Annotated in this window: 38 protein-coding genes; 4 read left to right on the top strand and 34 right to left on the bottom strand. The window is 52.4% G+C overall.

Translation table 11 applies throughout. The annotated features are described in order from the left end of the window. Window positions 1-5: 5 nt before the first annotated feature. The 19 genes from rpsE to rpsJ form a co-directional block, all read right to left on the bottom strand. Window positions 6-506, bottom strand: a complete 501-nt coding sequence (gene rpsE, locus KW829_RS18150; protein WP_003863299.1) for a 30S ribosomal protein S5 — start codon at window positions 504-506, stop codon at window positions 6-8. Between the two features lie 14 nt (window positions 507-520). After that, window positions 521-874 (bottom strand): 50S ribosomal protein L18, encoded by a 354-nt coding sequence (rplR, locus tag KW829_RS18145; protein ID WP_003863297.1) that lies wholly within the window; start codon window positions 872-874, stop codon window positions 521-523. A gap of 9 nt (window positions 875-883) precedes the next feature. After that, window positions 884-1,417, bottom strand: a complete 534-nt coding sequence (rplF, locus tag KW829_RS18140; RefSeq protein ID WP_003863296.1) for a 50S ribosomal protein L6 — start codon at window positions 1,415-1,417, stop codon at window positions 884-886. Between the two features lie 12 nt (window positions 1,418-1,429). Then, window positions 1,430-1,822, bottom strand: coding sequence for a 30S ribosomal protein S8 (gene rpsH, locus KW829_RS18135; protein ID WP_006178918.1), 393 nt, complete (start codon window positions 1,820-1,822; stop codon window positions 1,430-1,432). 30 nt (window positions 1,823-1,852) lie between these two features. Continuing rightward, on the bottom strand, window positions 1,853-2,158 hold the full coding sequence (rpsN, locus tag KW829_RS18130; RefSeq protein ID WP_003863291.1) for a 30S ribosomal protein S14: 306 nt from the start codon (window positions 2,156-2,158) through the stop codon (window positions 1,853-1,855). A 14-nt stretch (window positions 2,159-2,172) separates the two neighbouring features. Beyond that, window positions 2,173-2,712: a 50S ribosomal protein L5 gene (gene rplE, locus KW829_RS18125; protein WP_001096206.1), complete on the bottom strand. Its 540-nt coding sequence runs from the start codon at window positions 2,710-2,712 to the stop codon at window positions 2,173-2,175. 14 nt (window positions 2,713-2,726) lie between these two features. Next, the gene (rplX, locus tag KW829_RS18120; protein ID WP_003863287.1) at window positions 2,727-3,041 is read right to left on the bottom strand and encodes a 50S ribosomal protein L24; all 315 of its coding nucleotides are present in this window, start codon (window positions 3,039-3,041) and stop codon (window positions 2,727-2,729) included. Window positions 3,042-3,051: 10 nt separating this feature from the next. Beyond that, a complete protein-coding gene (rplN, locus tag KW829_RS18115; RefSeq protein WP_004160583.1) occupies window positions 3,052-3,423 on the bottom strand; it encodes a 50S ribosomal protein L14 in 372 nt (123 codons plus the stop codon). A gap of 166 nt (window positions 3,424-3,589) precedes the next feature. Then, entirely contained in the window at window positions 3,590-3,844 is a 255-nt protein-coding gene (gene rpsQ / locus KW829_RS18110) for a 30S ribosomal protein S17 (protein ID WP_008503489.1), read from the bottom strand. After that, entirely contained in the window at window positions 3,844-4,035 is a 192-nt protein-coding gene (gene rpmC / locus KW829_RS18105) for a 50S ribosomal protein L29 (RefSeq protein WP_003863282.1), read from the bottom strand. The genes rpsQ and rpmC overlap by 1 nt, the downstream gene beginning before the upstream one ends. Next, on the bottom strand, window positions 4,035-4,445 hold the full coding sequence (gene rplP / locus KW829_RS18100; RefSeq protein WP_002919759.1) for a 50S ribosomal protein L16: 411 nt from the start codon (window positions 4,443-4,445) through the stop codon (window positions 4,035-4,037). The genes rpmC and rplP overlap by 1 nt, the downstream gene beginning before the upstream one ends. Window positions 4,446-4,457: 12 nt before the next feature. Beyond that, window positions 4,458-5,159 carry a 30S ribosomal protein S3 gene (gene rpsC / locus KW829_RS18095; protein WP_000529945.1) on the bottom strand — a complete coding sequence of 234 codons (702 nt, stop codon included), beginning with the start codon at window positions 5,157-5,159 and terminating at the stop codon, window positions 4,458-4,460. A gap of 17 nt (window positions 5,160-5,176) precedes the next feature. After that, window positions 5,177-5,509 carry a 50S ribosomal protein L22 gene (gene rplV, locus KW829_RS18090; RefSeq protein WP_002919773.1) on the bottom strand — a complete coding sequence of 111 codons (333 nt, stop codon included), beginning with the start codon at window positions 5,507-5,509 and terminating at the stop codon, window positions 5,177-5,179. Between the two features lie 14 nt (window positions 5,510-5,523). Further along, the gene (gene rpsS / locus KW829_RS18085) at window positions 5,524-5,802 is read right to left on the bottom strand and encodes a 30S ribosomal protein S19 (RefSeq protein ID WP_001138117.1); all 279 of its coding nucleotides are present in this window, start codon (window positions 5,800-5,802) and stop codon (window positions 5,524-5,526) included. 16 nt (window positions 5,803-5,818) lie between these two features. After that, complete coding sequence (rplB, locus tag KW829_RS18080) at window positions 5,819-6,640, bottom strand: 50S ribosomal protein L2 (RefSeq protein WP_008457150.1); 822 nt, start codon at window positions 6,638-6,640, stop codon at window positions 5,819-5,821. A gap of 17 nt (window positions 6,641-6,657) precedes the next feature. Next, window positions 6,658-6,960, bottom strand: coding sequence for a 50S ribosomal protein L23 (gene rplW, locus KW829_RS18075; RefSeq protein ID WP_000617546.1), 303 nt, complete (start codon window positions 6,958-6,960; stop codon window positions 6,658-6,660). Next, window positions 6,957-7,562, bottom strand: a complete 606-nt coding sequence (rplD, locus tag KW829_RS18070) for a 50S ribosomal protein L4 (RefSeq protein WP_003031119.1) — start codon at window positions 7,560-7,562, stop codon at window positions 6,957-6,959. Before rplD ends, rplW begins: the two co-directional genes overlap by 4 nt. Before the next feature lie 10 nt (window positions 7,563-7,572). After that, window positions 7,573-8,202, bottom strand: coding sequence for a 50S ribosomal protein L3 (gene rplC, locus KW829_RS18065; protein WP_042714858.1), 630 nt, complete (start codon window positions 8,200-8,202; stop codon window positions 7,573-7,575). 32 nt (window positions 8,203-8,234) lie between these two features. Beyond that, window positions 8,235-8,546, bottom strand: a complete 312-nt coding sequence (rpsJ, locus tag KW829_RS18060; protein ID WP_001181005.1) for a 30S ribosomal protein S10 — start codon at window positions 8,544-8,546, stop codon at window positions 8,235-8,237. Window positions 8,547-8,926: 380 nt separating this feature from the next. Between rpsJ and KW829_RS18055 the strand changes: the two genes are divergently transcribed. Then, window positions 8,927-9,400 (top strand): A24 family peptidase, encoded by a 474-nt coding sequence (locus tag KW829_RS18055; protein WP_172701816.1) that lies wholly within the window; start codon window positions 8,927-8,929, stop codon window positions 9,398-9,400. On the opposite strand, the gene bfr is transcribed toward KW829_RS18055, so the two are convergent. The 11 genes from bfr to fkpA form a co-directional block, all read right to left on the bottom strand. Then, window positions 9,384-9,860 (bottom strand): bacterioferritin, encoded by a 477-nt coding sequence (bfr, locus tag KW829_RS18050; protein WP_089600728.1) that lies wholly within the window; start codon window positions 9,858-9,860, stop codon window positions 9,384-9,386. The genes KW829_RS18055 and bfr overlap by 17 nt on opposite strands. A 72-nt stretch (window positions 9,861-9,932) precedes the next feature. Next, complete coding sequence (gene bfd, locus KW829_RS18045) at window positions 9,933-10,127, bottom strand: bacterioferritin-associated ferredoxin (RefSeq protein ID WP_003863268.1); 195 nt, start codon at window positions 10,125-10,127, stop codon at window positions 9,933-9,935. Between the two features lie 179 nt (window positions 10,128-10,306). After that, on the bottom strand, window positions 10,307-11,491 hold the full coding sequence (gene tuf / locus KW829_RS18040; RefSeq protein WP_014068448.1) for an elongation factor Tu: 1,185 nt from the start codon (window positions 11,489-11,491) through the stop codon (window positions 10,307-10,309). A gap of 69 nt (window positions 11,492-11,560) precedes the next feature. Next, complete coding sequence (gene fusA, locus KW829_RS18035) at window positions 11,561-13,675, bottom strand: elongation factor G (protein ID WP_010436278.1); 2,115 nt, start codon at window positions 13,673-13,675, stop codon at window positions 11,561-11,563. Between the two features lie 96 nt (window positions 13,676-13,771). Next, window positions 13,772-14,242: a 30S ribosomal protein S7 gene (gene rpsG / locus KW829_RS18030; protein WP_003861706.1), complete on the bottom strand. Its 471-nt coding sequence runs from the start codon at window positions 14,240-14,242 to the stop codon at window positions 13,772-13,774. A 96-nt stretch (window positions 14,243-14,338) separates the two neighbouring features. Then, window positions 14,339-14,713, bottom strand: a complete 375-nt coding sequence (gene rpsL, locus KW829_RS18025) for a 30S ribosomal protein S12 (protein WP_000246815.1) — start codon at window positions 14,711-14,713, stop codon at window positions 14,339-14,341. Between the two features lie 124 nt (window positions 14,714-14,837). Next, entirely contained in the window at window positions 14,838-15,125 is a 288-nt protein-coding gene (gene tusB, locus KW829_RS18020; RefSeq protein ID WP_100167378.1) for a sulfurtransferase complex subunit TusB, read from the bottom strand. Window positions 15,126-15,132: 7 nt separating this feature from the next. Next, window positions 15,133-15,492 (bottom strand): sulfurtransferase complex subunit TusC, encoded by a 360-nt coding sequence (tusC, locus tag KW829_RS18015; RefSeq protein ID WP_108417738.1) that lies wholly within the window; start codon window positions 15,490-15,492, stop codon window positions 15,133-15,135. Then, complete coding sequence (gene tusD, locus KW829_RS18010) at window positions 15,492-15,878, bottom strand: sulfurtransferase complex subunit TusD (protein ID WP_218308748.1); 387 nt, start codon at window positions 15,876-15,878, stop codon at window positions 15,492-15,494. Before tusD ends, tusC begins: the two co-directional genes overlap by 1 nt. Further along, window positions 15,878-16,600, bottom strand: a complete 723-nt coding sequence (locus KW829_RS18005) for a transcriptional regulator (RefSeq protein ID WP_023333674.1) — start codon at window positions 16,598-16,600, stop codon at window positions 15,878-15,880. The genes tusD and KW829_RS18005 overlap by 1 nt, the downstream gene beginning before the upstream one ends. A gap of 168 nt (window positions 16,601-16,768) precedes the next feature. Then, on the bottom strand, window positions 16,769-17,587 hold the full coding sequence (gene fkpA / locus KW829_RS18000) for an FKBP-type peptidyl-prolyl cis-trans isomerase (protein ID WP_010436293.1): 819 nt from the start codon (window positions 17,585-17,587) through the stop codon (window positions 16,769-16,771). Between the two features lie 238 nt (window positions 17,588-17,825). Between fkpA and KW829_RS17995 the strand changes: the two genes are divergently transcribed. Continuing rightward, the gene (locus KW829_RS17995) at window positions 17,826-18,044 is read left to right on the top strand and encodes a protein SlyX (RefSeq protein WP_010436296.1); all 219 of its coding nucleotides are present in this window, start codon (window positions 17,826-17,828) and stop codon (window positions 18,042-18,044) included. Window positions 18,045-18,095: 51 nt separating this feature from the next. Here the strand turns inward: KW829_RS17995 and slyD are convergent, their stop codons facing one another. The 4 genes from slyD to kefG all read right to left on the bottom strand — a co-directional run bounded on the left by slyD (window position 18,096) and on the right by kefG (window position 21,354). Then, window positions 18,096-18,686 carry a peptidylprolyl isomerase gene (slyD, locus tag KW829_RS17990; RefSeq protein ID WP_089598586.1) on the bottom strand — a complete coding sequence of 197 codons (591 nt, stop codon included), beginning with the start codon at window positions 18,684-18,686 and terminating at the stop codon, window positions 18,096-18,098. A 94-nt stretch (window positions 18,687-18,780) separates the two neighbouring features. Further along, a complete protein-coding gene (locus KW829_RS17985; RefSeq protein WP_010436300.1) occupies window positions 18,781-18,981 on the bottom strand; it encodes a YheV family putative zinc ribbon protein in 201 nt (66 codons plus the stop codon). 13 nt (window positions 18,982-18,994) lie between these two features. Then, a complete protein-coding gene (gene kefB, locus KW829_RS17980; protein WP_100167375.1) occupies window positions 18,995-20,800 on the bottom strand; it encodes a glutathione-regulated potassium-efflux system protein KefB in 1,806 nt (601 codons plus the stop codon). Further along, a complete protein-coding gene (gene kefG / locus KW829_RS17975; RefSeq protein ID WP_085928927.1) occupies window positions 20,800-21,354 on the bottom strand; it encodes a glutathione-regulated potassium-efflux system ancillary protein KefG in 555 nt (184 codons plus the stop codon). The genes kefB and kefG overlap by 1 nt, the downstream gene beginning before the upstream one ends. Window positions 21,355-21,489: 135 nt before the next feature. Here kefG and KW829_RS17970 point away from each other — a divergent pair, with 135 nt between their 5' ends. After that, entirely contained in the window at window positions 21,490-23,394 is a 1,905-nt protein-coding gene (locus KW829_RS17970; protein ID WP_108417736.1) for an ABC transporter ATP-binding protein, read from the top strand. Between the two features lie 15 nt (window positions 23,395-23,409). Next, window positions 23,410-24,342 carry a LysR family transcriptional regulator gene (locus KW829_RS17965; protein WP_089598583.1) on the top strand — a complete coding sequence of 311 codons (933 nt, stop codon included), beginning with the start codon at window positions 23,410-23,412 and terminating at the stop codon, window positions 24,340-24,342. The last annotated feature ends 12 nt before the right edge of the window (window positions 24,343-24,354 follow it).

Below are 24,354 nucleotides of genomic sequence, written 5' to 3'. Positions count from 1 at the left end.
GTCAATTACCCCAGAATTTCTTCAACGGATTTACCACGCTTGGCAGCGACCATTTCTGGAGAATTCATATTTTCCAGGCCATCAATAGTTGCACGAACCACGTTGATCGGGTTGGTGGAACCATATGCTTTAGCCAGAACGTTATGAACTCCAGCAACTTCCAGAACGGCGCGCATTGCACCACCGGCGATGATACCGGTACCTTCTGAAGCTGGCTGCATGAATACACGAGAACCCGTGTGAACACCTTTAACTGGGTGTTGCAGGGTGCCGTTGTTCAGCGCGACGTTAATCATATTGCGACGGGCTTTTTCCATCGCTTTCTGGATCGCTGCTGGAACTTCACGCGCTTTACCGTAACCAAAACCAACGCGACCGTTACCATCACCAACTACAGTCAGAGCTGTGAAGGAGAAAATACGACCACCTTTTACGGTTTTAGATACGCGGTTAACCGCGATCAGCTTTTCCTGCAGTTCGCCAGCCTGTTTTTCGATGTGAGCCATCTTACACCTCTACCTTAGAACTGAAGGCCAGCTTCACGGGCAGCATCTGCCAGTGCCTGGACACGACCATGATATTGGAACCCGGAACGGTCAAAGGAAACATTGCTGATGCCTTTTTCCAGAGCGCGTTCAGCAACAGCTTTACCTACAGCTGCAGCGGCGTCTTTGTTACCGGTGTACTTCAATTGTTCTGAGATAGCTTTTTCTACAGTAGAAGCAGCTACCAGAACTTCAGAACCGTTCGGTGCAATTACCTGTGCGTAAATATGACGCGGGGTACGATGTACCACCAGGCGAGTTGCACCCAGCTCTTTGAGCTTGCGGCGTGCGCGGGTCGCACGACGGATACGAGCAGATTTCTTATCCATAGTGTTACCTTACTTCTTCTTAGCCTCTTTGGTACGCACGACTTCGTCGGCGTAACGAACACCCTTACCTTTATAAGGCTCAGGACGACGGTAGGCGCGCAGATCTGCTGCAACCTGACCGATCAGCTGTTTATCAGCGCCTTTCAGCACGATTTCAGTTTGAGTCGGACATTCTGCAGTGATACCGGCCGGCAGCGGATGCTCAACAGGGTGTGAGAAGCCCAGAGACAGGCCTACTGCATTCCCTTTGATAGCTGCACGATAACCTACACCAACCAGCTGAAGCTTTTTAGTGAAGCCTTCGGTAACACCAACAACCATTGAGTTCAGCAGGGCACGCGCGGTACCAGCCTGAGCCCATCCATCCACGAAACCATCACGTGGACCGAAGGTCAGAGCGTTATCTGCATGTTTAACTTCAACAGCTTTGTTGAGGGTACGAGTCAGCTCGCCGTTTTTACCTTTGATCGTAATAACCTGACCGTCGATTTTTACATCAACGCCGGCAGGAATAACGACCGGTGCTTTAGCAACACGAGACATTCTTTCCTCCGATTAGGCTACGTAGCAGATAATTTCGCCACCAAGACCAGCCTGGCGCGCTGCACGATCAGTCATAACACCTTTTGAGGTAGAAACAACTGCGATACCAAGGCCAGCCATAACTTTCGGCAGCTCATCTTTTTTCTTATAGATGCGCAGACCTGGGCGGCTGACACGCTGAATGCTTTCTACAACAGCTTTACCCTGGAAATACTTGAGAGTAAGTTCCAGTTCCGGCTTGGTGTCGCCTTCAACTTTAAAATCTTCGATAAAACCTTCTTCCTTCAGCACGTTGGCAATTGCCACTTTCAGCTTGGCGGAAGGCATGGTGACCGCAACTTTGTTCGCGGCCTGACCGTTACGGATACGGGTCAGCATATCCGCGATCGGATCTTGCATGCTCATCTGTCTTTACTCCCGTGATTCAATTGGTAATTACCAGCTAGCCTTTTTCAAGCCTGGTACTTCACCGCGCATGGCGGCTTCACGCAGTTTGATACGGCTCAACCCAAACTTGCCCACATAACCATGTGGACGACCTGTTTGACGACAGCGGTTACGCTGACGAGACGGGCTGGAATCACGCGGCAGAGACTGCAGCTTGAGAACCGCATTCCAACGATCTTCGTCGGAAGCGTTCACATCAGAAATGATCGCTTTCAGTTCAGCGCGTTTAGCGAAGAATTTATCAGCTAAAGCTACGCGCTTTACTTCGCGTGCTTTCATTGATTGCTTAGCCATTCAGTAACCCTACCTTACTTGCGGAACGGGAAGTCAAAGGCAGCCAGCAGAGCACGGCCTTCTTCGTCAGATTTCGCAGTAGTGGTAATGGTAATATCCAAACCACGCACGCGGTCGACTTTATCGTAGTCGATTTCTGGGAAGATGATCTGCTCACGGACACCCATGCTGTAGTTACCACGACCGTCGAAAGACTTAGCGGACAAACCACGGAAGTCACGGATACGTGGAACAGCAATAGTGATCAGGCGCTCAAAGAACTCCCACATGCGTTCGCCACGCAGAGTTACTTTACAGCCGATCGGATAGCCCTGACGGATTTTGAAGCCTGCAACTGATTTGCGTGCTTTGGTGATCAACGGCTTTTGACCGGAGATTGCTGTCAGGTCAGCTGCTGCGTTATCCAGCAGTTTCTTGTCAGCGATCGCTTCACCAACACCCATGTTCAGGGTGATCTTCTCGACCCGAGGGACTTGCATGACAGAATTGTAGTTAAACTCAGTCATGAGTTTGTTAACTACTTCGTCTTTGTAGTAATCATGCAGTTTCGCCATCGTACTACTCCAAATTACTTGATAGTTTCGCTGTTAGACTTGAAGAAACGGACTTTTTTGCCGTCTTCGAATCTAAAGCCTACACGGTCAGCCTTGCCGGTAGCCGCATTGAAGATTGCAACGTTAGAAACCTGAATTGCAGCTTCTTTTTCAACGATGCCGCCTGGTTGGTTCAGGGCCGGAACCGGCTTCTGATGTTTCTTAACCAGGTTGATACCTTCAACGACGAGTTTGCCGGAAGACAGAACATTTTTTACTTTACCGCGTTTACCTTTATCTTTACCGGTTAACACGATAACTTCGTCATCACGACGGATTTTCGCTGCCATGATTCGCTCCTTAGAGTACTTCTGGTGCCAGAGAGATAATTTTCATGAACTTTTCAGTACGAAGTTCACGAGTTACCGGCCCAAAGATACGCGTGCCGATAGGCTGCTCGCTGTTATTGTTTAAAATAACGCATGCATTACCATCGAAGCGAATGACAGAACCGTCAGGGCGACGAACACCCTTCCTGGTGCGCACCACTACCGCTTTCAGCACATCACCTTTTTTGACCTTACCACGTGGAATTGCTTCCTTGATGGTGATCTTGATGATGTCGCCTACGCCTGCGTAGCGACGGTGCGAGCCACCCAGAACCTTGATACACATTACGCGACGTGCACCGGAGTTGTCGGCGACGTTCAGCATAGTCTGTTCTTGGATCATTTCAGTGCTCCGCTAATGTCAACTACTACCTGAGACTCTAAAATCAGAGCCGTTAAAAAGCCCCATATCGAGGGCGCGGCATTATAACACCGCTTCTACAATATGGGTAGAAAAAATAAACGGCTCATCGCTGAGCCGTTTATTCGTATTGAGAATGCGTACTGTATTACAGAACCGCTTTCTCTACAACGCGAACCAGCGTCCAGGACTTAGTCTTGGACAGTGGACGGCATTCACGGATTTCAACCTTGTCGCCGATACCACATTCGTTGTTCTCGTCATGTACGTGCAGTTTGGTCGTACGTTTGATGAATTTACCGTAGATCGGGTGTTTCACAATACGTTCGATAGCTACAACAATGGATTTCTCCATTTTGTCGCTAACAACACGACCTTGCAGAGTACGGATTTTATCGGTCATTACGCACCCGCCTTCTGAGTCAGTAAAGTCTTAACGCGTGCAACATTGCGACGCACTTGCTTCAGCAGGTGAGTCTGTTGCAGCTGGCCACTTGCAGCCTGCATACGCAGGTTGAACTGCTCACGCAGCAGGTTCAGCAGCTCAGCGTTCAGCTCTTCAACGCTTTTTTCACGCAGCTCTTTTGCTTTCATTACATCACCGTCTTAGTTACAAAGGTGGTTTTGATAGGCAGTTTCGCTGCTGCCAGGCCGAAGGCTTCACGGGCCAGCTCTTCCGGAACACCGTCCATTTCATAAAGGACTTTGCCCGGTTGGATCAAGGCAACCCAGTACTCCACGTTACCTTTACCTTTACCCATACGAACTTCCAGTGGCTTCTCGGTGATCGGTTTGTCCGGGAATACACGGATCCAGATCTTACCTTGACGCTTAACTGCACGGGTCATTGCACGACGTGCTGCTTCGATCTGACGTGCAGTCAGACGACCACGGCCAACAGCTTTCAGACCGAAAGTGCCGAAGCTAACATCCGTACCCTGCGCCAGACCACGGTTGCGGCCTTTGTGCACTTTACGGAATTTTGTACGCTTTGGTTGTAACATCAGCGACGCTCCTTATTTACGGCCTTTACGCTGCTGCTTTTTAGGTTGAGCAGCCGGTTTTTCCGGTTGTTCAACAGCAGCCATACCACCCAGGATCTCACCTTTGAAGATCCATACCTTAACGCCGATTACACCGTAAGTGGTGTGCGCTTCAGAGGTGTTGTAGTCAATGTCAGCACGCAGAGTGTGCAGCGGTACGCGACCTTCGCGGTACCATTCGGTACGTGCGATTTCCGCGCCGCCCAGACGGCCGCTAACTTCAACTTTGATACCTTTAGCGCCCAGACGCATTGCGTTCTGTACAGCACGCTTCATAGCACGACGGAACATAACGCGACGTTCCAGCTGTGAAGTGATGCTGTCAGCAACCAATTTAGCGTCCAGTTCAGGCTTACGAACTTCAGCGATATTGATCTGTGCAGGAACGCCAGCGATATCCGCTACGACCTTGCGCAGTTTTTCTACGTCTTCGCCTTTCTTACCGATAACGATGCCAGGACGAGCAGTGTGAATAGTCACACGGATGCTCTTAGCTGGACGCTCGATAACGATACGAGATACAGACGCTTTAGCCAGTTCCTTAGTCAGGTACTGACGTACTTTAAAATCGCTGTCCAGGTTGTCAGCGAATTCTTTGGTGTTCGCAAACCAGGTAGAGTTCCATGGTTTTACAATACCCAGGCGAATACCATTAGGATGTACTTTCTGACCCATTGCTAGTCTCCAGAGTCTCAGCGATCGGACACAACCACAGTAATGTGGCTGGTGCGCTTCAGGATGCGATCTGCACGACCTTTCGCACGCGGCATAATGCGCTTCATGCTTGGGCCTTCATCTACGAAAATTTTCGCGACTTTCAGATCGTCGATGTCAGCGCCATCGTTGTGTTCAGCGTTAGCAATGGCAGATTCCAGTACTTTCTTGACCAATACCGCAGCTTTCTTGTTGGTATAGGTCAGGATGTCCAGGGCCTGCGACACTTTCTTACCGCGAATCAGGTCAGCAACAAGGCGAACCTTCTGTGCAGAAGAACGAGCATGGCGATGTTGAGCTAAAGTTTCCATCTCTTCCTCCTACCTTATTTCTTCTTCGCTTTTTTATCAGCAGCGTGGCCGCGATAAGTACGAGTCGGTGCGAATTCACCCAGTTTGTGACCAACCATTTCGTCGGTAACAAAGACTGGAACGTGCTGACGACCATTATGGACAGCGATGGTCAAACCGATCATGTTAGGAAAGATCGTTGAACGACGGGACCAAGTGCGCAGGGGCTTCTTGTCTCCGCTTTCCACCGCTTTCTCTACCTTCTTCAGCAAGTGCAGGTCAATAAAAGGACCTTTCTTGAGAGAACGTGGCATGGCTTATCCTCTAAAATTATTTGCTACGGCGACGTACGATAAATTTATCAGTACGCTTGTTGCTGCGGGTCTTCTTACCTTTGGTCTGAACGCCCCACGGAGATACCGGGTGCTTACCAAAGTTACGACCTTCACCACCACCATGTGGGTGGTCGACTGGGTTCATCGCAGTACCGCGAACGGTAGGACGAACACCACGCCAGCGTGCAGCACCTGCTTTACCCAGAACGCGCAGCATATGCTCAGCATTGCCAACTTCGCCCAGAGTAGCGCGGCAGTCTGCTTCGACTTTACGCATTTCACCAGAACGCAGACGCAGGGTGACATAAGCACCGTCGCGCGCAACGATCTGAACGTAAGTACCAGCGGAACGTGCCAGCTGACCGCCTTTACCTGGTTTCATTTCTACGTTATGAACGGTAGAACCAACCGGGATATTGCGCATCGGCAGGGTGTTACCTGCTTTGATTGCAGCATCAACGCCAGACTGAATCTGGTCGCCAGCTTTCAGGCCTTTAGGGGCCAGGATGTAACGGCGTTCGCCATCTTTGTACAGAACCAGCGCGATGTTCGCGGAACGGTTCGGATCGTACTCAAGACGCTCAACAACTGCTGGGATACCGTCTTTGTTGCGTTTGAAGTCAACAATACGATAAGCCTGCTTGTGGCCACCACCGATGTGACGAGTGGTGATACGGCCATTGTTGTTACGACCACCGGATTTGCTGTTTTTTTCCAGCAACGGAGCAAAAGGTTTGCCCTTGTGCAGCTCAGGGTTAACCACTTTAACTACGTGGCGACGACCCGGAGATGTCGGTTTACATTTAACAACTGCCATTGTATTACTCCTCCGACTTACTCAGCGCCGCCAACGAAGTCCAGATTCTGGCCTTCTTTCAGGGTGACGTAAGCTTTTTTCCAGTCGCTACGACGACCGATACGCTGTCCGTGACGTTTAACTTTCCCTTTAACAACCAGGGTGTTAACGACTTCGACTTCGACTTCAAACAGTTTCTGCACAGCAGCTTTGATTTCTGCTTTGGTCGCGTCTTTAGCAACTTTGAGAACGATGGTGTTTGTTTTTTCCATCGCAGTAGACGCTTTTTCAGAAACGTGCGGTGCGCGAAGCACCTTCAGCAGACGTTCTTCACGAATCATGCCAGCATCTCCTCAACTTGCTTAACAGCATCAGCAGTCATTACGACTTTGTCGAAGGCGATCAGGCTAACCGGGTCGATACCAGTCGCATCGCGTACGTCAACCTTGTGCAGGTTACGTGCGGCCAGGAACAGGTTCTCGTCCAGCTCACCGGTGATGATCAGCACATCTTCCAGAGCCATGTCTTTCAGTTTCTGTGCCAGCAGCTTAGTTTTAGGCGCTTCTACAGAGAATGATTCGACAACGATCAGACGATCCTGACGTACCAGTTCGGACAGGATGCTTTTCAGCGCGCCGCGGTACATCTTTTTGTTAACTTTTTGACTGTGGTCCTGTGGACGCGCAGCGAAGGTCACGCCACCTGAACGCCAGATCGGGCTCTTGATAGAACCTGAACGCGCACGGCCGGTACCTTTCTGGCGCCATGGCTTTTTGCCAGAACCAGTTACTTCAGCACGAGTCTTCTGAGCACGAGTACCCTGACGAGCACCAGCTGCATAAGCAACAACAACCTGGTGAACCAGCGCTTCGTTGAAATCACGACCGAAGGTAGTTTCGGAAACAGTCAGCGCGCTCTGCGCGTCTTTCAATACTAATTCCATTGCTATCCCCTTACGCCTTCACAGCTGGTTTAACGATCAGGTCGCTACCGGTTGCACCCGGAACTGCACCTTTAACCAGCAGCAGGTTGCGCTCAGCGTCAACACGTACTACGTCCAGGCTCTGAACGGTTACACGTTCGTTACCCAGCTGACCTGCCATTTTCTTGCCTTTGAACACTTTGCCCGGAGTCTGGTTCTGACCGATAGAACCTGGAACGCGGTGAGACAAGGAGTTACCGTGAGTAGCGTCCTGGGTACGGAAGTTCCAGCGCTTAACGGTACCAGCAAAACCTTTACCTTTAGAGGTACCGGTTACGTCAACTTTTTTAACGTCAGCAAACAGCTCAACGCTAATGTCTTGACCTACGGTGAACTCTTCGCCTTCAGCAAGACGGAATTCCCACAGACCACGGCCAGCTTCAACGCCAGCTTTAGCGAAGTGACCCGCTTCTGGTTTGGTTACACGGTTAGCTTTTTTAGCACCAGTGGTCACCTGAACAGCGCGGTAGCCATCGTTAGCCAGATCTTTGATCTGAGTAACGCGGTTTGCTTCAACTTCGATTACGGTTACTGGGATAGAAACGCCATCTTCTGTGAAGATGCGGGTCATACCCACTTTTTTACCGACTAAACCAATCATTGTATCAACCTCTCAATCGCTCGATGACCTGATCAACCCAGGCTGATCTGCACGTCTACACCGGCAGCCAGATCCAGACGCATCAGAGCATCAACGGTTTTCTCAGTTGGCTCAACGATGTCAACCAGACGCTTGTGAGTGCGGATTTCGTACTGATCACGCGCGTCTTTGTTGACGTGCGGAGAGATCAGAACGGTGAAGCGCTCTTTGCGGGTCGGCAGCGGGATCGGACCACGGACTTGCGCACCAGTGCGCTTAGCAGTCTCGACGATTTCCGCGGTTGATTGATCGATCAGACGATGATCAAACGCTTTAAGGCGGATACGGATTCTTTGGTTCTGCATGAGACCAGAGCTCCAATTATTTTATAAACGAAAATGATTACTCCTCAAACCCATTACGATTGATGGGAGAGTGTAACCGTTCTTACGTAGCTCCCCAATTGGGAGCATTGTTGAGTAACAAAATGAGTTACTCCGGTTCAGTTCGAACCAGCCGTCAATTACGACAAGCCCGCGCATTATACGTAAATCAGAGAAAGACGCAAGTGCCGTTTAGAAATTAAGCGCTAAAGGCGCGGTATGCGTAGGGACTCGCAACTTTTTACGCAATGTATCCCTTCTCGAATCTTTGTCTGGAGCCCCTACGCAATTGTGGTTTTTGTAGATTGTCGGACAGGCCGATTATAACGAGGATGCGCTCAAACCCTGTTGAGGCCTTTTCCATGTTAACTACCCTCCCCTTTCTGCTGTTCTATTTTTCGCTAACTGCCTTTCTTGTCTATGCAGATATCCGCTGCGGCCTACTTCCCGATAAATTTCTCTGCCCACTGCTGTGGGTGGGCCTGCTCTTTCAGCTCTGTATCCATCCTGATTTTCTGCCGAGTGCGGTGGTGGGTGCGATGGCAGGATATGTTGGCTTTGCCGTTATTTACTGGGGCTATCGTTTTTTCTTTCGCCGCGAAGGGATGGGCTATGGCGATGTTAAATATCTGGCAGCGCTGGGCGCCTGGCATGGCTGGTGCGTATTACCGCTGCTGGCGTTGGTCGCCGCGCTGATGGCACTTTTGTGCCTTCTCATCCTCTCTTTAGTGCACCCTGATAAACAGACATTAAAAAACCCACTGCCTTTTGGGCCATTTCTGGCGGCAGCGGGTTTATGCGTTGGCTGGGAAAACCTTATTAGCTTTCCACTTTGATCTGCGACTGAAGGTAGTTCTGTAGACCAATTTTGGTAATGAGATCCAGTTCAGTCTCCAGCCAGTCAATATGGCCTTCTTCATCGGCGAGGATCTGGATCATCATGTCACGACTAACATAATCATGGACGCTGTCAGCATAGGCGATGGCTTCACGAAGATCTCTTGCGCCTTCGAGTTCCAGTCTGAGATCGGAACGCAGCATCTCCTCAACATCTTCACCAATGCCCAGTTTGCCAAGATCCTGCAAGTTTGGAATGCCTTCGAGGAATAAAATACGCTCAATATATTTATCGGCGTGCTTCATCTCATCGATGGACTCATGGTATTCGACATCATTGAGGCGAGTCAGTCCCCAGTTTTTGAACATTCTTGCATGGAGAAAATACTGATTGATTGCGACAAGCTCATTTCCCAATAATTTATTGAGATAACTTATGATTTTAACATCACCTTTCATTATATAGTCCCTCCGCTTCCACTCATTGAAGCGTAGATCGGGCTACAGGGATGTCAAAAAAAAGATACGGGCTTACGCGATCTCTTTGAATTCCGGGATCTGCATCAATTCGTCCTGCATAATCTCACGCGCTGCGCGAACGCATTTACCGCATTGATTTCCCACCGGAACAAACTTGCGAAGCTGCTGGAAAGACTGTGGCTGAAACTGGCGAACGGCCTGACGTATTTTTTTGTCACTCACACCATTACATAAACAAACGTACATAAAAACTCCCGTTCAAAATATGCGCAAAGTGTAAGTGAGAATGGTTATGATTACAATAGCACAAACGCCGGGATGCGAGACGGAAGCACGCAAAAAATGCGAAAATTTGTGACAGGTTCAAAACGCCAGAAAACAAAAAAGGACGCCGAAGCGTCCTTTTTTCATTCAGGGATAATTAATTAGCCCAGAACTTTAGCAACAACGCCCGCGCCAACGGTACGGCCGCCTTCACGGATTGCGAAACGCAGACCGTCGTCCATCGCGATTGGGTGGATCAGAGTCACAACCATCTTGATGTTGTCGCCTGGCATTACCATCTCAACGCCTTCTGGCAGTTCGATGGTACCGGTCACGTCAGTTGTACGGAAGTAGAACTGTGGACGGTAGCCTTTGAAGAACGGAGTATGACGGCCGCCTTCGTCTTTGGACAGGATGTACACTTCAGATTCGAACTTGGTGTGCGGCTTGATTGAGCCTGGCTTCGCCAGAACCTGACCACGTTCGATTTCTTCACGTTTGATACCACGCAGCAGAACACCAACGTTCTCACCAGCACGGCCTTCGTCCAGCAGTTTGCGGAACATTTCAACGCCAGTACAGGTAGACTTAGCAGTCTCTTTGATACCAACGATTTCAACTTCTTCGCCAACTTTGATGATACCGCGCTCTACACGACCGGTAACAACGGTACCACGACCGGAGATGGAGAATACGTCTTCGATTGGCAGCAGGAATGGCTTGTCAATCGCACGCTCTGGTTCTGGGATGTAAGAATCCAGGAAGCCAGCCAGTTCGATGATTTTCGCTTCCCACTCTGCTTCGCCTTCCAGCGCTTTCAGCGCGGAACCACGAACGATTGGGGTGTCGTCGCCTGGGAAATCGTACTGAGACAGCAGTTCACGAACTTCCATCTCTACCAGTTCCAGCAGCTCTTCGTCATCAACCATGTCGCATTTGTTCAGGAACACGATGATGAAAGGAACGCCTACCTGACGACCCAGCAGGATGTGCTCACGAGTCTGAGGCATTGGGCCGTCAGTCGCAGCAACAACCAGGATCGCGCCGTCCATCTGCGCAGCACCGGTGATCATGTTTTTAACATAGTCGGCGTGGCCTGGGCAGTCTACGTGTGCGTAGTGGCGAGTCGGGGTGTCGTATTCAACGTGGGAAGTGTTGATGGTGATACCACGAGCTTTTTCTTCTGGTGCGTTATCGATCTGGTCGAATGCACGAGCAGAACCACCGTAGGTTTTAGCCAGAACGGTAGTGATTGCAGCAGTCAGGGTAGTTTTACCATGGTCAACGTGGCCGATAGTACCAACGTTGACGTGCGGTTTTGTACGTTCAAATTTTTCTTTAGACACGGCTATATTCCTTACTATAGTGCTCTCCCCTTTGGAGAGAGCACGGGACTTAGGTTTTAATCCTGTGGATTACTTACCACGGGCTTCAATAACGGCCTGAGCAACGTTGTTAGGCGCATCATCATACTTCAGGAATTCCATGGTGTATGATGCACGACCTTTGGTCAGAGAACGCAGCTGAGTTGCATATCCGAACATTTCAGACAGCGGAACTTCAGCGTGGATCTTAACGCCAGTTACTTCAGATTCCTGACCACGCAGCATACCGCGACGACGGCTCAAGTCACCGATAACGTCACCGGTGTTCTCTTCAGGAGTTTCTACTTCAACCTTCATGATCGGCTCAAGCAGAACTGGTTTTGCTTTCTTAAAGCCTTCTTTAAAGGCAATAGACGCAGCCAGTTTAAACGCCAGTTCAGAGGAGTCAACGTCATGGTAAGAACCGAAGTGCAGACGAACACCCATGTCAACAACTGGATAGCCAGCCAGAGGGCCCGCTTTCAGCTGCTCTTGGATGCCTTTATCAACGGCTGGGATGTATTCGCCAGGAATTACACCACCTTTGATGTCGTTGATGAACTCGTAACCTTTAGGGTTAGAGCCCGGCTCCAGTGGGTACATGTCGATCACAACGTGACCGTACTGACCGCGACCACCAGACTGCTTAGCGTGTTTACCTTCAACATCGGTAACTTTCGCACGAATCGCTTCGCGGTAAGCAACCTGAGGTTTACCCACGTTCGCTTCAACGTTGAATTCACGCTTCATACGGTCAACGATGATGTCCAGGTGCAGCTCACCCATACCAGCGATGATGGTCTGGTTAGATTCTTCATCAGTCCATACGCGGAATGATGGGTCTTCTTTCGCCAGACGGCCCAGAGCCAGACCCATTTTTTCCTGGTCAGCTTTGGTTTTTGGTTCAACCGCGATGGAGATTACCGGCTCAGGGAATTCCATACGCTCCAGAATGATCGGGTGATCTGGGTTACACAGGGTGTCACCAGTAGTCACGTCTTTCAGACCGATAGCTGCAGCGATGTCGCCCGCACGAACTTCTTTGATCTCTTCACGTTTGTTAGCGTGCATCTGTACGATACGGCCAAAACGCTCACGCGCCGCTTTCACGGAGTTCAGGATGGTGTCACCGGAGTTAACCACACCAGAGTAAACGCGGAAGAAGGTCAGGTTACCCACGAATGGGTCGGTAGCAATTTTGAACGCCAGTGCAGAGAACGGCTCGTCATCACTTGCGTGACGCTCAGCCGGAGTATCTTTACCGTCGTCCAGGATGCCGTTGATCGCAGGTACGTCAACTGGGGATGGCAGGTAGTCAACTACCGCATCCAGCATCGCCTGAACACCTTTGTTCTTGAACGCAGAACCACAGGTTACCAGGATGATTTCGTTGTTCAGAACGCGCTGACGCAGAGCTTTCTTGATCTCTTCTTCAGTCAGTTCTTCACCACCCAGGTATTTCTCCATCAGCTCTTCAGAAGCTTCAGCAGCGGACTCGATCAGGTTCTGGTGCCATTCGTCAGCCAGGTCCTGCATGTCTGCTGGGATATCTTCGTAAGTGAAGGTAACGCCTGCGTCTTCTTCGTTCCAGTTGATGGCTTTCATTTTCACCAGGTCGATAACACCGGTGAAACCTTCTTCAGCACCAATTGCCAGCTGCAGCGGAACAGGGTTCGCGCCCAGACGGGTTTTGATCTGACCAACAACTTTCAGGAAGTTAGCACCCATACGGTCCATTTTGTTAACGAACGCGATGCGTGGAACTTTATATTTGTTCGCCTGACGCCATACGGTTTCAGACTGTGGCTGAACACCACCAACTGCGCAATAAACCATTACCGCGCCGTCAAGAACACGCATGGAACGTTCTACTTCGATGGTGAAGTCAACGTGGCCTGGGGTGTCGATGATGTTTACGCGATGCGGTTCGTACTGCTTAGCCATACCTGACCAGAATGCAGTAGTCGCTGCGGAGGTGATAGTAATACCACGCTCCTGCTCCTGTTCCATCCAGTCCATGGTGGCTGCGCCGTCATGAACTTCACCGATTTTGTGGTTTACACCGGTGTAGAACAGAATACGTTCGGTAGTAGTGGTCTTACCGGCGTCGATGTGCGCACTGATACCGATGTTACGGTAGCGTGCGATGGGTGTTGTACGAGCCATTTGATTCCTCGTTTGTTTCTTTAGGCGTTCAGTTAAGTTACCCAGAGCGGGCGGCTTCTCTGAAGCGCCCGCCTGGTGACTAATACTCCGAAGGGATTACCAACGGTAGTGTGCGAACGCCTTGTTGGCTTCTGCCATACGGTGAACGTCTTCACGTTTCTTAACTGCAGTACCTTTGTTTTCTGCAGCATCAGAAAGTTCGTTCGCCAGACGCAGAGCCATGGATTTATCACCGCGTTTACGAGCAGCTTCAACGATCCAACGCATTGCCAGAGCATTACGACGAACCGGACGAACTTCAACTGGAACCTGATAAGTAGAACCACCAACACGGCGGGACTTAACTTCTACAGTTGGGCGAACGTTGTCGAGAGCGACTTCGAAAGCTTCCAGTTCATTTTTACCAGAACGCTGAGCCAGGGTCTCAAGCGCGCTGTATACGATTGCTTCTGCAGTAGATTTTTTACCATCTACCATCAGGATATTTACAAATTTTGCCAGCAGTTCTGATCCGAATTTCGGATCTGGAAGGATTTTACGCTGACCAATGACGCGACGACGTGGCATGGGAATACTCCGTTGTTAATTCAGGATTGTCCAAAACTCAAAGAGTTTAGTGTGACATTAAGATAAATCAGTTTGGCCTTACTTAACGGAGAACCATTAAGCCTTAGGACGCTTCACGCCGTACTTGGAGCGAGCCTGCTTACGGTCTTTAACACCTGAGCAGTCGAGCGCACCACGAACGGTGTGGTAACGAACACCCGGAAGGTCTTTAACACGACCGCCACGGATCAGGATCACGGAGTGCTCCTGCAGGTTGTGACCTTCACCACCGATGTAGGAAGTCACTTCGAAACCGTTAGTCAAACGCACACGGCATACTTTACGCAGTGCGGAGTTTGGTTTTTTAGGAGTGGTGGTATATACACGAGTACATACGCCACGTTTCTGCGGGCAGGCTTCCAGTGCAGGCACGTTGCTTTTTGCAACTTTGCGTGCACGTGGTTTGCGTACCAGCTGGTTAACTGTTGCCATTAAATAGCTCCTGGTTTTAGCTTTTGCTTCGTAAACACGTAATAAATCGACCTCATACAATATGAGGACGCGAAATTTTAGGGCTACGTCGAAAAGGTGTCAAGAAATATACAGCGATCTCAAATCACCAGTTCATTTGACTGGGGTGTGTCACAGTAAGATTGACGAAATCAGTATAGCCAACCACGTCAATTTTGGCTGAAATTTGACCAGTAAGACCTCGCGCTTCAAGATCGTCTTTCAGCGCAGAGATGGATATGGGGGCACTGCTGAGGATTTCAACGAACTGACTACCATCAAGCGCCGCAAGCACACCGTCCTGAATCAGCAGCAAATCATCCCCTTCGCGCAACATGCTCAGTAACGCGTCGATATCACATTGCCACGGGGAATGGCTCAGGGTGTGCAGCATGTCAGCCTCAGAAAGTCAGAACAGTATCATATTGAGAGAGTTGTTCGCGCAGCGCACCCGCGGGGAGGAGCGTGACATCCAGCACGAAAGGCGTCTTATCATTGAGACCGCGTGCAGCCAAAGAGTCAGCACACACATAGAAGGTTTCAATGTCGTAAAGCGGTAAAACTTTGAAGGTAGCGATGTAGTCTCGCGCCAGAATTGCCTGCGGTTGCTGGCCCGCCAGCAGCTGGAATACGCCGTCTCCCAGAAAGAATACGCCAATATCTTCGGTTAATGCGGAGGTTGCAAGCAACGCGTCCAGCCCTTCTCTGCCAGACGCACTCCCATGGGGAGCAGACGAAAAAACAAACGCGACACGCTTCATTAAAACTGCACCACTCTGTCGCAGGTTAGCGCGGCCCGGGCCAGCGCCCCCAGGCCACTCAACGAAAAACCGGGCTGAAGGTTAGCCCCTGGCAAGCCGAGACGCTCCGCTTCGGCCGCATCCGTCACGCCGCGACGCAATGCCGCTGCCACGCAGATATGCAGCTCAACGCCCTGCTTTTCGTTTAATGCCTGCCAGGCGCGGACAAGGTCAAATTCATCGCTCGCCGGTGACGTAAACTGGTTCGCGTTATAGACCCCTTCCCGATAGAAGAAGACGCTCGCCAGTTCGTGTCCAGCCTCAAGTAGCGCATGAGCAAACTGCAGCGCACTGCTGGCCTGCTGAGTGCCATACGCCGGGCCTGTCACCATTAACGCAAAACGCATTACTTGTCTTGCCCCAGGAAATCGCCGCTTTTGAACTGGCGAATGTAGAGGTAAACCGTGTGCTTGGAGATATTCAGACGATCGGCCACCTGGTTAATGGCGTCTTTGATGTCAAAAATCCCTTTCTCGTAGAGGTTAAGTACGATCTGACGGTTCTTGGCGTTGTTCGATACGTTGCGGTCGGCATTCACCTCTTCAATGGTGAACTCCAGCGTTTGGGTCACCAGATCCTCAACAGAGGAGGCAAAATTCACAGAAGAGCCTACATCTGGGGTTTCAGGTGGGATAAAGGTGCTCATGATTTGGGAGAACGGTACATCAAGGTTCATGTTGATGCACAGCAAACCGATGACACGATGGTCACGGTTTCGAATGGCGATAGTTTCTGATTTCATCAACACACCGCTTTTGGCGCGGGTGAAGTAACATTTGGAGACGCTGCTGTCCGCGCCGGTCATGTCATGCAACATACGCAATGCAAGGTCGGTGATTGGCGAACCAATTTTACGGCCAGTATGTTCACCATTCGCAATGCGGATGGCGGAACACTTCAGATCTTGCAGGGAGTGCAATACGATTTCGCAGTGGGAGCCAATGAGCATCGCTAACCCGTCCACCACCGCCTCGTAGGATTTCAGAATATCGAAGTCGGTCTGGTCAAAAGGACGTTGATCCAGCAAATCGAGTTCACTGGTTTCGTTGGTTAAAAGCGACCTGGACATGAAAAAAACACTCCTTTTCAGGAGCCTGTCGTTAGGTTTTCAGGGCAGGCTCATTATCTACACGGACAACTAAATTAATACAGCGTGTATAGCGCTTTCCAGTGTTAATTATATCTGCCCTACAATAAAAAAAACCGCCGCCTCGAAGGCGGCGGTTTTTTTTCAGCATTACTTCTTAGCAGCAGCGGCTTTATCGTCAGCCGGAGCATCTGCCTTGGCATCCGCTTTAGGTGCCGGTTTGATGTCCAGCAGTTCTACGTCAAAGACCAGCGTAGAGTTCGCTGGGATACCCGGCACACCGGTTTTGCCGTAAGCCAGATCCGGTGGGATGACCATCTTGATCTTGCCGCCTTTCTTGATGTTTTTCAGGCCTTCGGTCCAGCCCGGGATCACACCGTCCAGACGGAAGGAAAGAGGCTCACCACGGGTGTAAGAGTTGTCGAACTCTTTACCGTCGATCAACGTACCTTTGTAGTTAACCACAACGGTGTCGCTGTCTTTAGGCGCATCACCGGTACCTTCTTTCTCAACTTTGTACACCAGGCCAGTAGAGGAGGTTTTTACACCTTTTTCTTTAGCAAAGGTATCGCGGTAAGCTTTGCCTTTCGCTTCGTTGTCTTTGGCATCTGCTTCCATTTTGGTCTGAGCAGCACCTTTCACACGCGCTTCAAACGCCTGCAGAGTCTGTTCGATTTCCTGGTCAGACAGTTTGCTCTTATCTGCAAACGCATCCTGAACACCCGCGATCAGCTGAGCTTTGTCCAGTTTGATGCCCAGTTTCTCTTGCTCTTTCAGAGAGTTTTCCATGTAACGACCCAGAGATGCGCCAAGTGCGTAGGCGGATTTCTGGTCGTCATTTTTGAACGCCGCTTTGCTGTCTGCAGTTGCAGCAGGCTTCGCTGCAGTGTCAGCAGCGAAAGACAGCGGTGCATTCAGTGCGACAGCCATTGTCGTCGCCAGCAGCGTTACTTTGAACAGTGATTTCATCCATATCTCCAGGGCCTGGGGACTCTCACCCCAGCATTAAACGTAAATGAGTGACGTACTATAAATCGTTGCGGAAGAAATCTACAGACAGACTCTCCCGATTCTCGTCTCTTTTCAGACTATTTTTGTTTAAATAAGTTTCTTGCCAAAGGGATGGATACTGCACTTGAGGATAAACTCAGTTAAACTTCGCCGCCGCAGGCCCATTATGGCGAGTGTGAAATTGACGAGGTGAACCATGAAGGACACATTGATTGAAGCGAGACTGGCTGAGCTGGAAAGCCGACTGGCTTTTCAGGACATCACCATCGAAGAACTTAACCAGACCGTAACCGCCCATGAACTTGAAATGGCAAAGCTGCGCGATCTGATGCGCCTGCTCACTGAAAAAGTGAAGGCAACCCAGTCGTCGCACATCGCCTCTCAGTCAGAAGAGACACCACCACCTCATTATTGAGACGTAAAAAAAGCGGGATTATCCCGCTTTTTTATTTTCCGCATGACGGTATTAGTGGCAGCCGCAGCCGCCGTTGCCGCAACCACCTTTACCGTGGTCGTGACCATGGTCGTGATCGTGGCCGTGACCACCGCAGCAGCCGTCGTGGCCGTGATCGTGGTCATGGTCGTGACCGTGTGCACCGTGAACGTGGCCATGAGCCAGTTCTTCTTCGGTTGCTTCACGGATCGCAACAACTTCTACGTTGAATTTCAGGTTCTGGCCAGCCAGCATGTGGTTGCCGTCAACCACAACGTGGTCGTCTTCAACTTCAGTGATTTCAACCGGCACCGGGCCCTGGTCGGTTTCCGCCAGGAAGCGCATGCCAACCTGCAGTTCGTCAACGCCCATGAACACGTCTTTAGGAACGCGCTGAACCAGGTTGTCGTCATACTGACCGTAAGCGTCGTTCGCGCCTACAGCAACGTCAAATTTGTCGCCAACGTCATGACCTTCCAGCGCTGTTTCCAGGCCAGAAATCAGGGAGCCGTGACCATGCAGGTAGTCCAGCGGCGCACTCACCGGAGACTCATCAACCAACACACCGTCTTCTGTACGTACCTGATAGGCCAGGCTGACCACCAGGTCTTTTGCTACTTTCATGATATCTCCTGAGCGTGGGAAAATTGCTGGCGCAGATTGTAGCGGAAATCTGCACCCGTGTACCCTTTAGCTTAAAAAAACTCAGGGCATATCGCTAGTCCGGATGAAAAATGCCGATCACTTGCTCTTCTTTGCGAACGTGATCGCGGGCCTCTTTATCAGCCTCACGCATCTGGTGACCGCACTTAACACACTCAACTACATCAATATTATTCTCACGCCACATAGCCAGGGTATCTTGCGCCTGGCAGGTCGGGCATTTTGCCCCCGCGATAAAGCGTTTACGTACAGCCATCTTTCGTTACCCTTTATTCAAATTCGTCCCAGCCGTCCAGTTGGCGTCGTTCCTGTTGCATCTCTCTCTGGAAGATCTCCTCCAGCTCGCGACGCGCTTCCCGCACGCGGGATATTTGCGCCGTATCGGTATGGACCGGCATCAGCTCGCGCAGCATCCGCATATCCAGCCGGCGGAAGTGCATCTGGGCGCGCTGCGCCTGATGCGGATGCATGCCGAGCGAGATCAGCGCCTTACGGCCCAACTCCAGCGCACTGGAGAACGTCTCACGGGAGAAGTGTTTCACACCCGCCTGCAACAATTCGTGAGCTTCAACACGTCCCCGCGCACGCGCCAGAATATGCAGATGCGGGAAATGCTGCTGACACAGCTCCACCAGCTTCATGGTATCTTCCGGGTCATTGCAGGTAATCACGATGGACTCTGCCGCTTCCGCCCCCGCCGAGCGCAGCAGCTCAAGCTGGGTCGCGTCGCCGTAGTAAACCTTATAGCCATATTTGCGCATCAGGTTGACCGCACTGATATCGCGCTCCAGTACCGTGATGCGCATTTTGTTCGCCATCAGCAAACGCCCAATCACCTGTCCGAAACGGCCAAAACCCACGACGATAACCTGTGGCTTATCATCTTCCACCCAGGGCGCTTCATCTTCATCATCAGCCGGGTTAAACCGGCGCGACAGCAGTTTATCCACCAGCTTCATCAGCAGCGGCGTGGTCATCATCGACAGCGTGACCGTCACCAGCAGCAGCGCCATCTGGTCATCTTTGAAGAGTTTTTGGGAAGATGCGGTAGAGAACAGCACAAACGCGAACTCTCCTCCCTGGCTTAGCACGCTGGCAAACTGCATGCGTTCCGAGCTACGCAGCCCGTAAATACGGGCCAGTACGTAGAGCACCAGCGTTTTCACCGCCACCAGCACCGCCACGCTCACGGCCACCCACAGCAGATGGGTATAAAGCACGCCAAGGTTCAGCGCCATGCCGACCGAAATAAAGAACAGCCCTAACAGCAGCCCCTTAAACGGATCGATGGCAATTTCCAGTTCGTGACGATATTCGCTCTCCGCCAGCAGCACCCCGGCGATGAACGTCCCCAGCGCCATCGACAGCCCCAGCGCATCCATAAACAGCGCAGAGCCAAGCACCAGCAGCAGCGTCGCGGCGGTAAACACTTCACGAACGCCCGAGGCGGCAATAAAGCGGAACACCGGACGCAGTAAGAAACGCCCGCCAATCAGCATCCCCGCGAAGGCCAGCACCTTCATGGAGATTTTTACCCAGTCAAAATGATCGTCACCGGATCCTGCCAGCAGCGGCACCAGCGCCAGCGCCGGGATAACGGCCAAATCCTGGAACAGCAGCACCGAAAAGCCCAGCTGTCCGGCTTCGTTGCGATTCATCCCTTTGTCGCGCATCAACTGCAGCGCCATCGCCGTGGAGGACATCGCGAGGCCAATCCCGCCGATCACCGCCGCCTGCCAGGAAAACTGCGTCAACATGAGCAGCCCGCCCAGAATCGCGGCGCTGAACAGCACCTGTGCCGCCCCCACGCCGAAGATGGAGCGGCGAAGCTGCCACAGCTTGGACGGGTTCAGTTCAAGGCCGATGATGAACATCAGGAACACGACGCCCAGTTCAGAGAAGTGGAGGATCTCATCCACATCGCTGATGAATCCCAGCCCCCAGGGGCCGATGGCGATCCCCGCCAACAAATACCCCAGCACTGCACCGATCCCGATACGTGCCGCAAGCGGCACCGCAACAACCGCCGCAAATAAAAACAGCACCCCGGCGAGGAGTAAATTCGATCCTTCCATCAACGACCTCCTGCCGGAATCGGTGAGGCCAGCCATTCACCGTAGGCTCTGGCGTGGCTCGCCAGCTCTTGTGGCTGCTGGCGTCGCGCCCAGTAGACAATAATCGGGCTCATCCAGTGCATACGGCACATTGCCGCCGTCAGCTCGAAGGGACGCAGGATATCGCTCATCGGATAGCGGTTCAGCCCGTCGTGACGGTAAGCGCTTTCAGGCTCACCGGTCGTGATGACGCTACGCCAGTACTTTCCCGCCAGCTGGTTTCCCCCCACCCCGCTGGAGAAGCCCCGGCTCAGCACGCGGTCCAGCCACTCTTTAAGCAGCGCCGGACAGCTATAGGTATAAAGCGGATGCTGGAACACAATGACGTCATGCTGACGCAGCAGTTCCTGCTCGTAAGGAATATCAATAAAGAAATCAGGATAGTGCGCGTAGAGATCGTGCACTGTTACGTTACTGAGCTGTGTAGCCGGCTTAAGCAGCACCCGGTTCGCCACCGAGTCCTGAGATTCCGGATGGGCATACAGCAGCAGCACCTTTGCTGTCTGAGACATCATTCCCCTCCCGGTCTTGTTTCTGTTTTTGTGTATCGTCGTTGTTTTGGGCTACCATGGCGGCCCGGTGCGGAAAATGGCGCACACCTTACATTATCATAATGACAAATTAACATAGTCGGAACATACGGCGCTTCTATGATTGTTTTCTCCTCGTTACAAATTCGTCGCGGCGTGCGCGTCCTGCTGGATAACGCCACTGCTACCATCAACCCGGGCCAAAAAGTGGGTCTGGTCGGCAAAAACGGCTGCGGTAAATCCACCCTGCTGGCGTTGCTGAAAAACGAGATTAGCGCGGATGGCGGTAACTTTACCTTCCCGGGGAACTGGCAGCTTGCCTGGGTAAACCAGGAGACGCCTGCGCTGAGTGAGCCGGCGCTCGACTATGTTATCGACGGCGACCGTGAATACCGCAAGCTCGAGGCAGAACTCAACGCCGCGAACGAGCGCAACGACGGTCACGCCATCGCCACCGTTCACGGCAAGCTAGACGCCATCGACGCCTGGACCATTCGCTCCCGCGCCTCCAGCCTGCTACACGGCCTGGGCTTCAGCAATGAACAGCTGGAACGCCCGGTCAGTGACTTCTCGGGCGGCTGGCGCATGCGCCTCAACCTGGCGCAGGCGCTGATCTGCCGCTCTGACCTGCTGCTGCTCGATGAACCGACCAACCACCTCGATCTTGATGCCGTTATTTGGCTGGAGAAGTGGCTGAAGAGCTATCAGGGCACTCTGATTCTGATCTCCCACGACCGTGACTTCCTCGATCCGGTGGTGGATAAAATCATTCACATCGAACAGCAAACGATGTTCGAGTACACCGGCAACTACAGCTCCTTCGAGCGCCAGCGCGCGACGCGCCTTGCCCAGCAGCAGTCCATGTACGAAAGCCAGCAGCAGCGCGTGGCGCACCTGCAGAGCTTTGTGGATCGCTTCAAGGCCAAAGCCTCAAAAGCCAAGCAGGCCCAGAGCCGCATCAAGATGCTGGAGCGCATGGAGATGATTGCCCCAGCGCACGTTGATAACCCGTTCCACTTCAGCTTCCGCGAGCCTGAAAGCCTGCCGAACCCGCTGCTGAAGATGGAGAAGGTCAGCGCGGGCTATGCCGAGCGCATTATTCTCGATTCCATCAAGCTCAACCTGGTGCCGGGTTCGCGCATTGGCCTGCTGGGGCGTAACGGCGCCGGTAAGTCGACGCTGATCAAACTGCTGGCGGGCGAGCTTAACCCGGTCAGCGGTGAAATCGGCCTGGCGAAGGGCATTAAGCTGGGCTACTTCGCCCAGCATCAGCTGGAATTTTTACGCGCGGATGAATCGCCGATTCAGCACCTGGCGCGTCTGGCGCCGCAGGAGATGGAGCAAAAGCTGCGCGACTACCTCGGCGGCTTCGGCTTCCAGGGCGATAAGGTGACGGAAAACACCGAGCGCTTCTCCGGGGGCGAAAAAGCCCGTCTGGTGCTGGCGCTGATCGTCTGGCAGCGCCCGAACCTGCTGCTGCTCGATGAACCGACCAACCACCTGGATCTCGACATGCGACAGGCGCTGACCGAAGCGCTGATCGAGTTCGAAGGCGCGCTGGTTGTGGTTTCGCACGACCGCCACCTGATCCGCTCTACCACGGACGATCTCTACCTGGTGCACGGCGGCAAAGTTGAACCGTTCGACGGCGATCTGGAAGACTACCAGCAGTGGCTGACGGACGTGCAGAAGCAGGAGAACCAGCCGGAAGAGTCAGCGAAAGACAACGCCAACAGCGCGCAGTCGCGTAAAGACCAGAAGCGCCGTGAAGCGGAGTTGCGCACCCAGACGCAGCCGCTGCGTAAAGAGATTGCCCGTCTTGAAAAAGAGATGGAAAAGCTCAACGCCACGCTGGCTACCGTTGAAGAGAAGCTGGGCGACAGCGAGCTGTACGACCAGAGCCGCAAAGCGGAACTGACCGACTGTCTGCAAACCCAGGCGAAAACCAAATCCAGCCTCGAAGAGTGCGAAATGGCGTGGCTGGACGCGCAGGAACAGCTGGAAGCCATGCTTCAGGCCGACTAAACCATCGGGAGGGTTATGCGTTTCGATACCACGAGCGATATTACATTCCGCAAGCTCAGCATCTTCATGACGTTTATGGAGAAGGGGAATATCGCGCGTACCGCCGAAACGCTGGGCCTGAGCGGCGTCAGCGTGCACCGTGCGCTGCACACGCTGGAAGAGAACGTGCGCTGCCCGCTCTTTACACACAAGGGGCGTAACCTGATTGCGCTCCCCTCCGCGTGGACGCTGCTGGAGTATTGCCAGGAGGTAATGCAGGTGATGGAGCGCGGCCTGGAGGCGTCCCGCAAAATCGCCGGTATCGGCCAGGGGCGGCTGCGCGTGGGCACGCTCTACTCGCTCACCCTGGAAACCGTACCGCGTCTGATTATGGGCATGAAGCTGCGCCGTCCGGATCTGGAGATGGATCTGACGATGGGCTCCAACGACACCCTGCTGCACATGCTGGATGAAGGCTCGCTGGACGCGATTCTTATCTCCATCTCCGAAAGCGACATCGACCGTAACAGCCTCGAAGTGCTGCCCCTGTTCCACGACGATATTTTCCTTGCCGCACCGGCTTCCGCCACGCTGAATACCCGCGGCCCTGCGGATCTGCGTGATTATAAAGACCAGAAATTTGTCGCCCTGGCGGAAGGGTTCGCCACGTATGCAGGGTTTCAGGAAGCGTTTCATATCGCCGGGTTCGAGCCGGAAATCGTCACGCGCGTTAATGACATTTTCTCGATGCTGAGCCTGGTGCAGGCAGGCGTTGGATTTACGCTGATGCCGGGCAGGATGAAGAAGGTCTACGAGAATTCCGTGCAGCTGTTGAAGCTGGCGGAGCCGTACCAGATGCAGCAGCTGATCGCGATTGTCTTTGCCCGTAACCGCGAGCAGGACCCAAGCCTGCGGGCATTAGCCGCCGAAGGGCGGATGTATGCGCGCAGCCTGCAGGAAAGTGTGTGATACAAAACAAAG

It is taken from the genome of Enterobacter sp. ENT02 (assembly GCF_019219165.1).
In the GTDB taxonomy this organism is placed as follows: domain Bacteria; phylum Pseudomonadota; class Gammaproteobacteria; order Enterobacterales; family Enterobacteriaceae; genus Enterobacter; species Enterobacter mori.
Note: the sequence above shows the minus strand (reverse complement) of the source record. Positions and strands in the feature narration are given on the sequence as shown.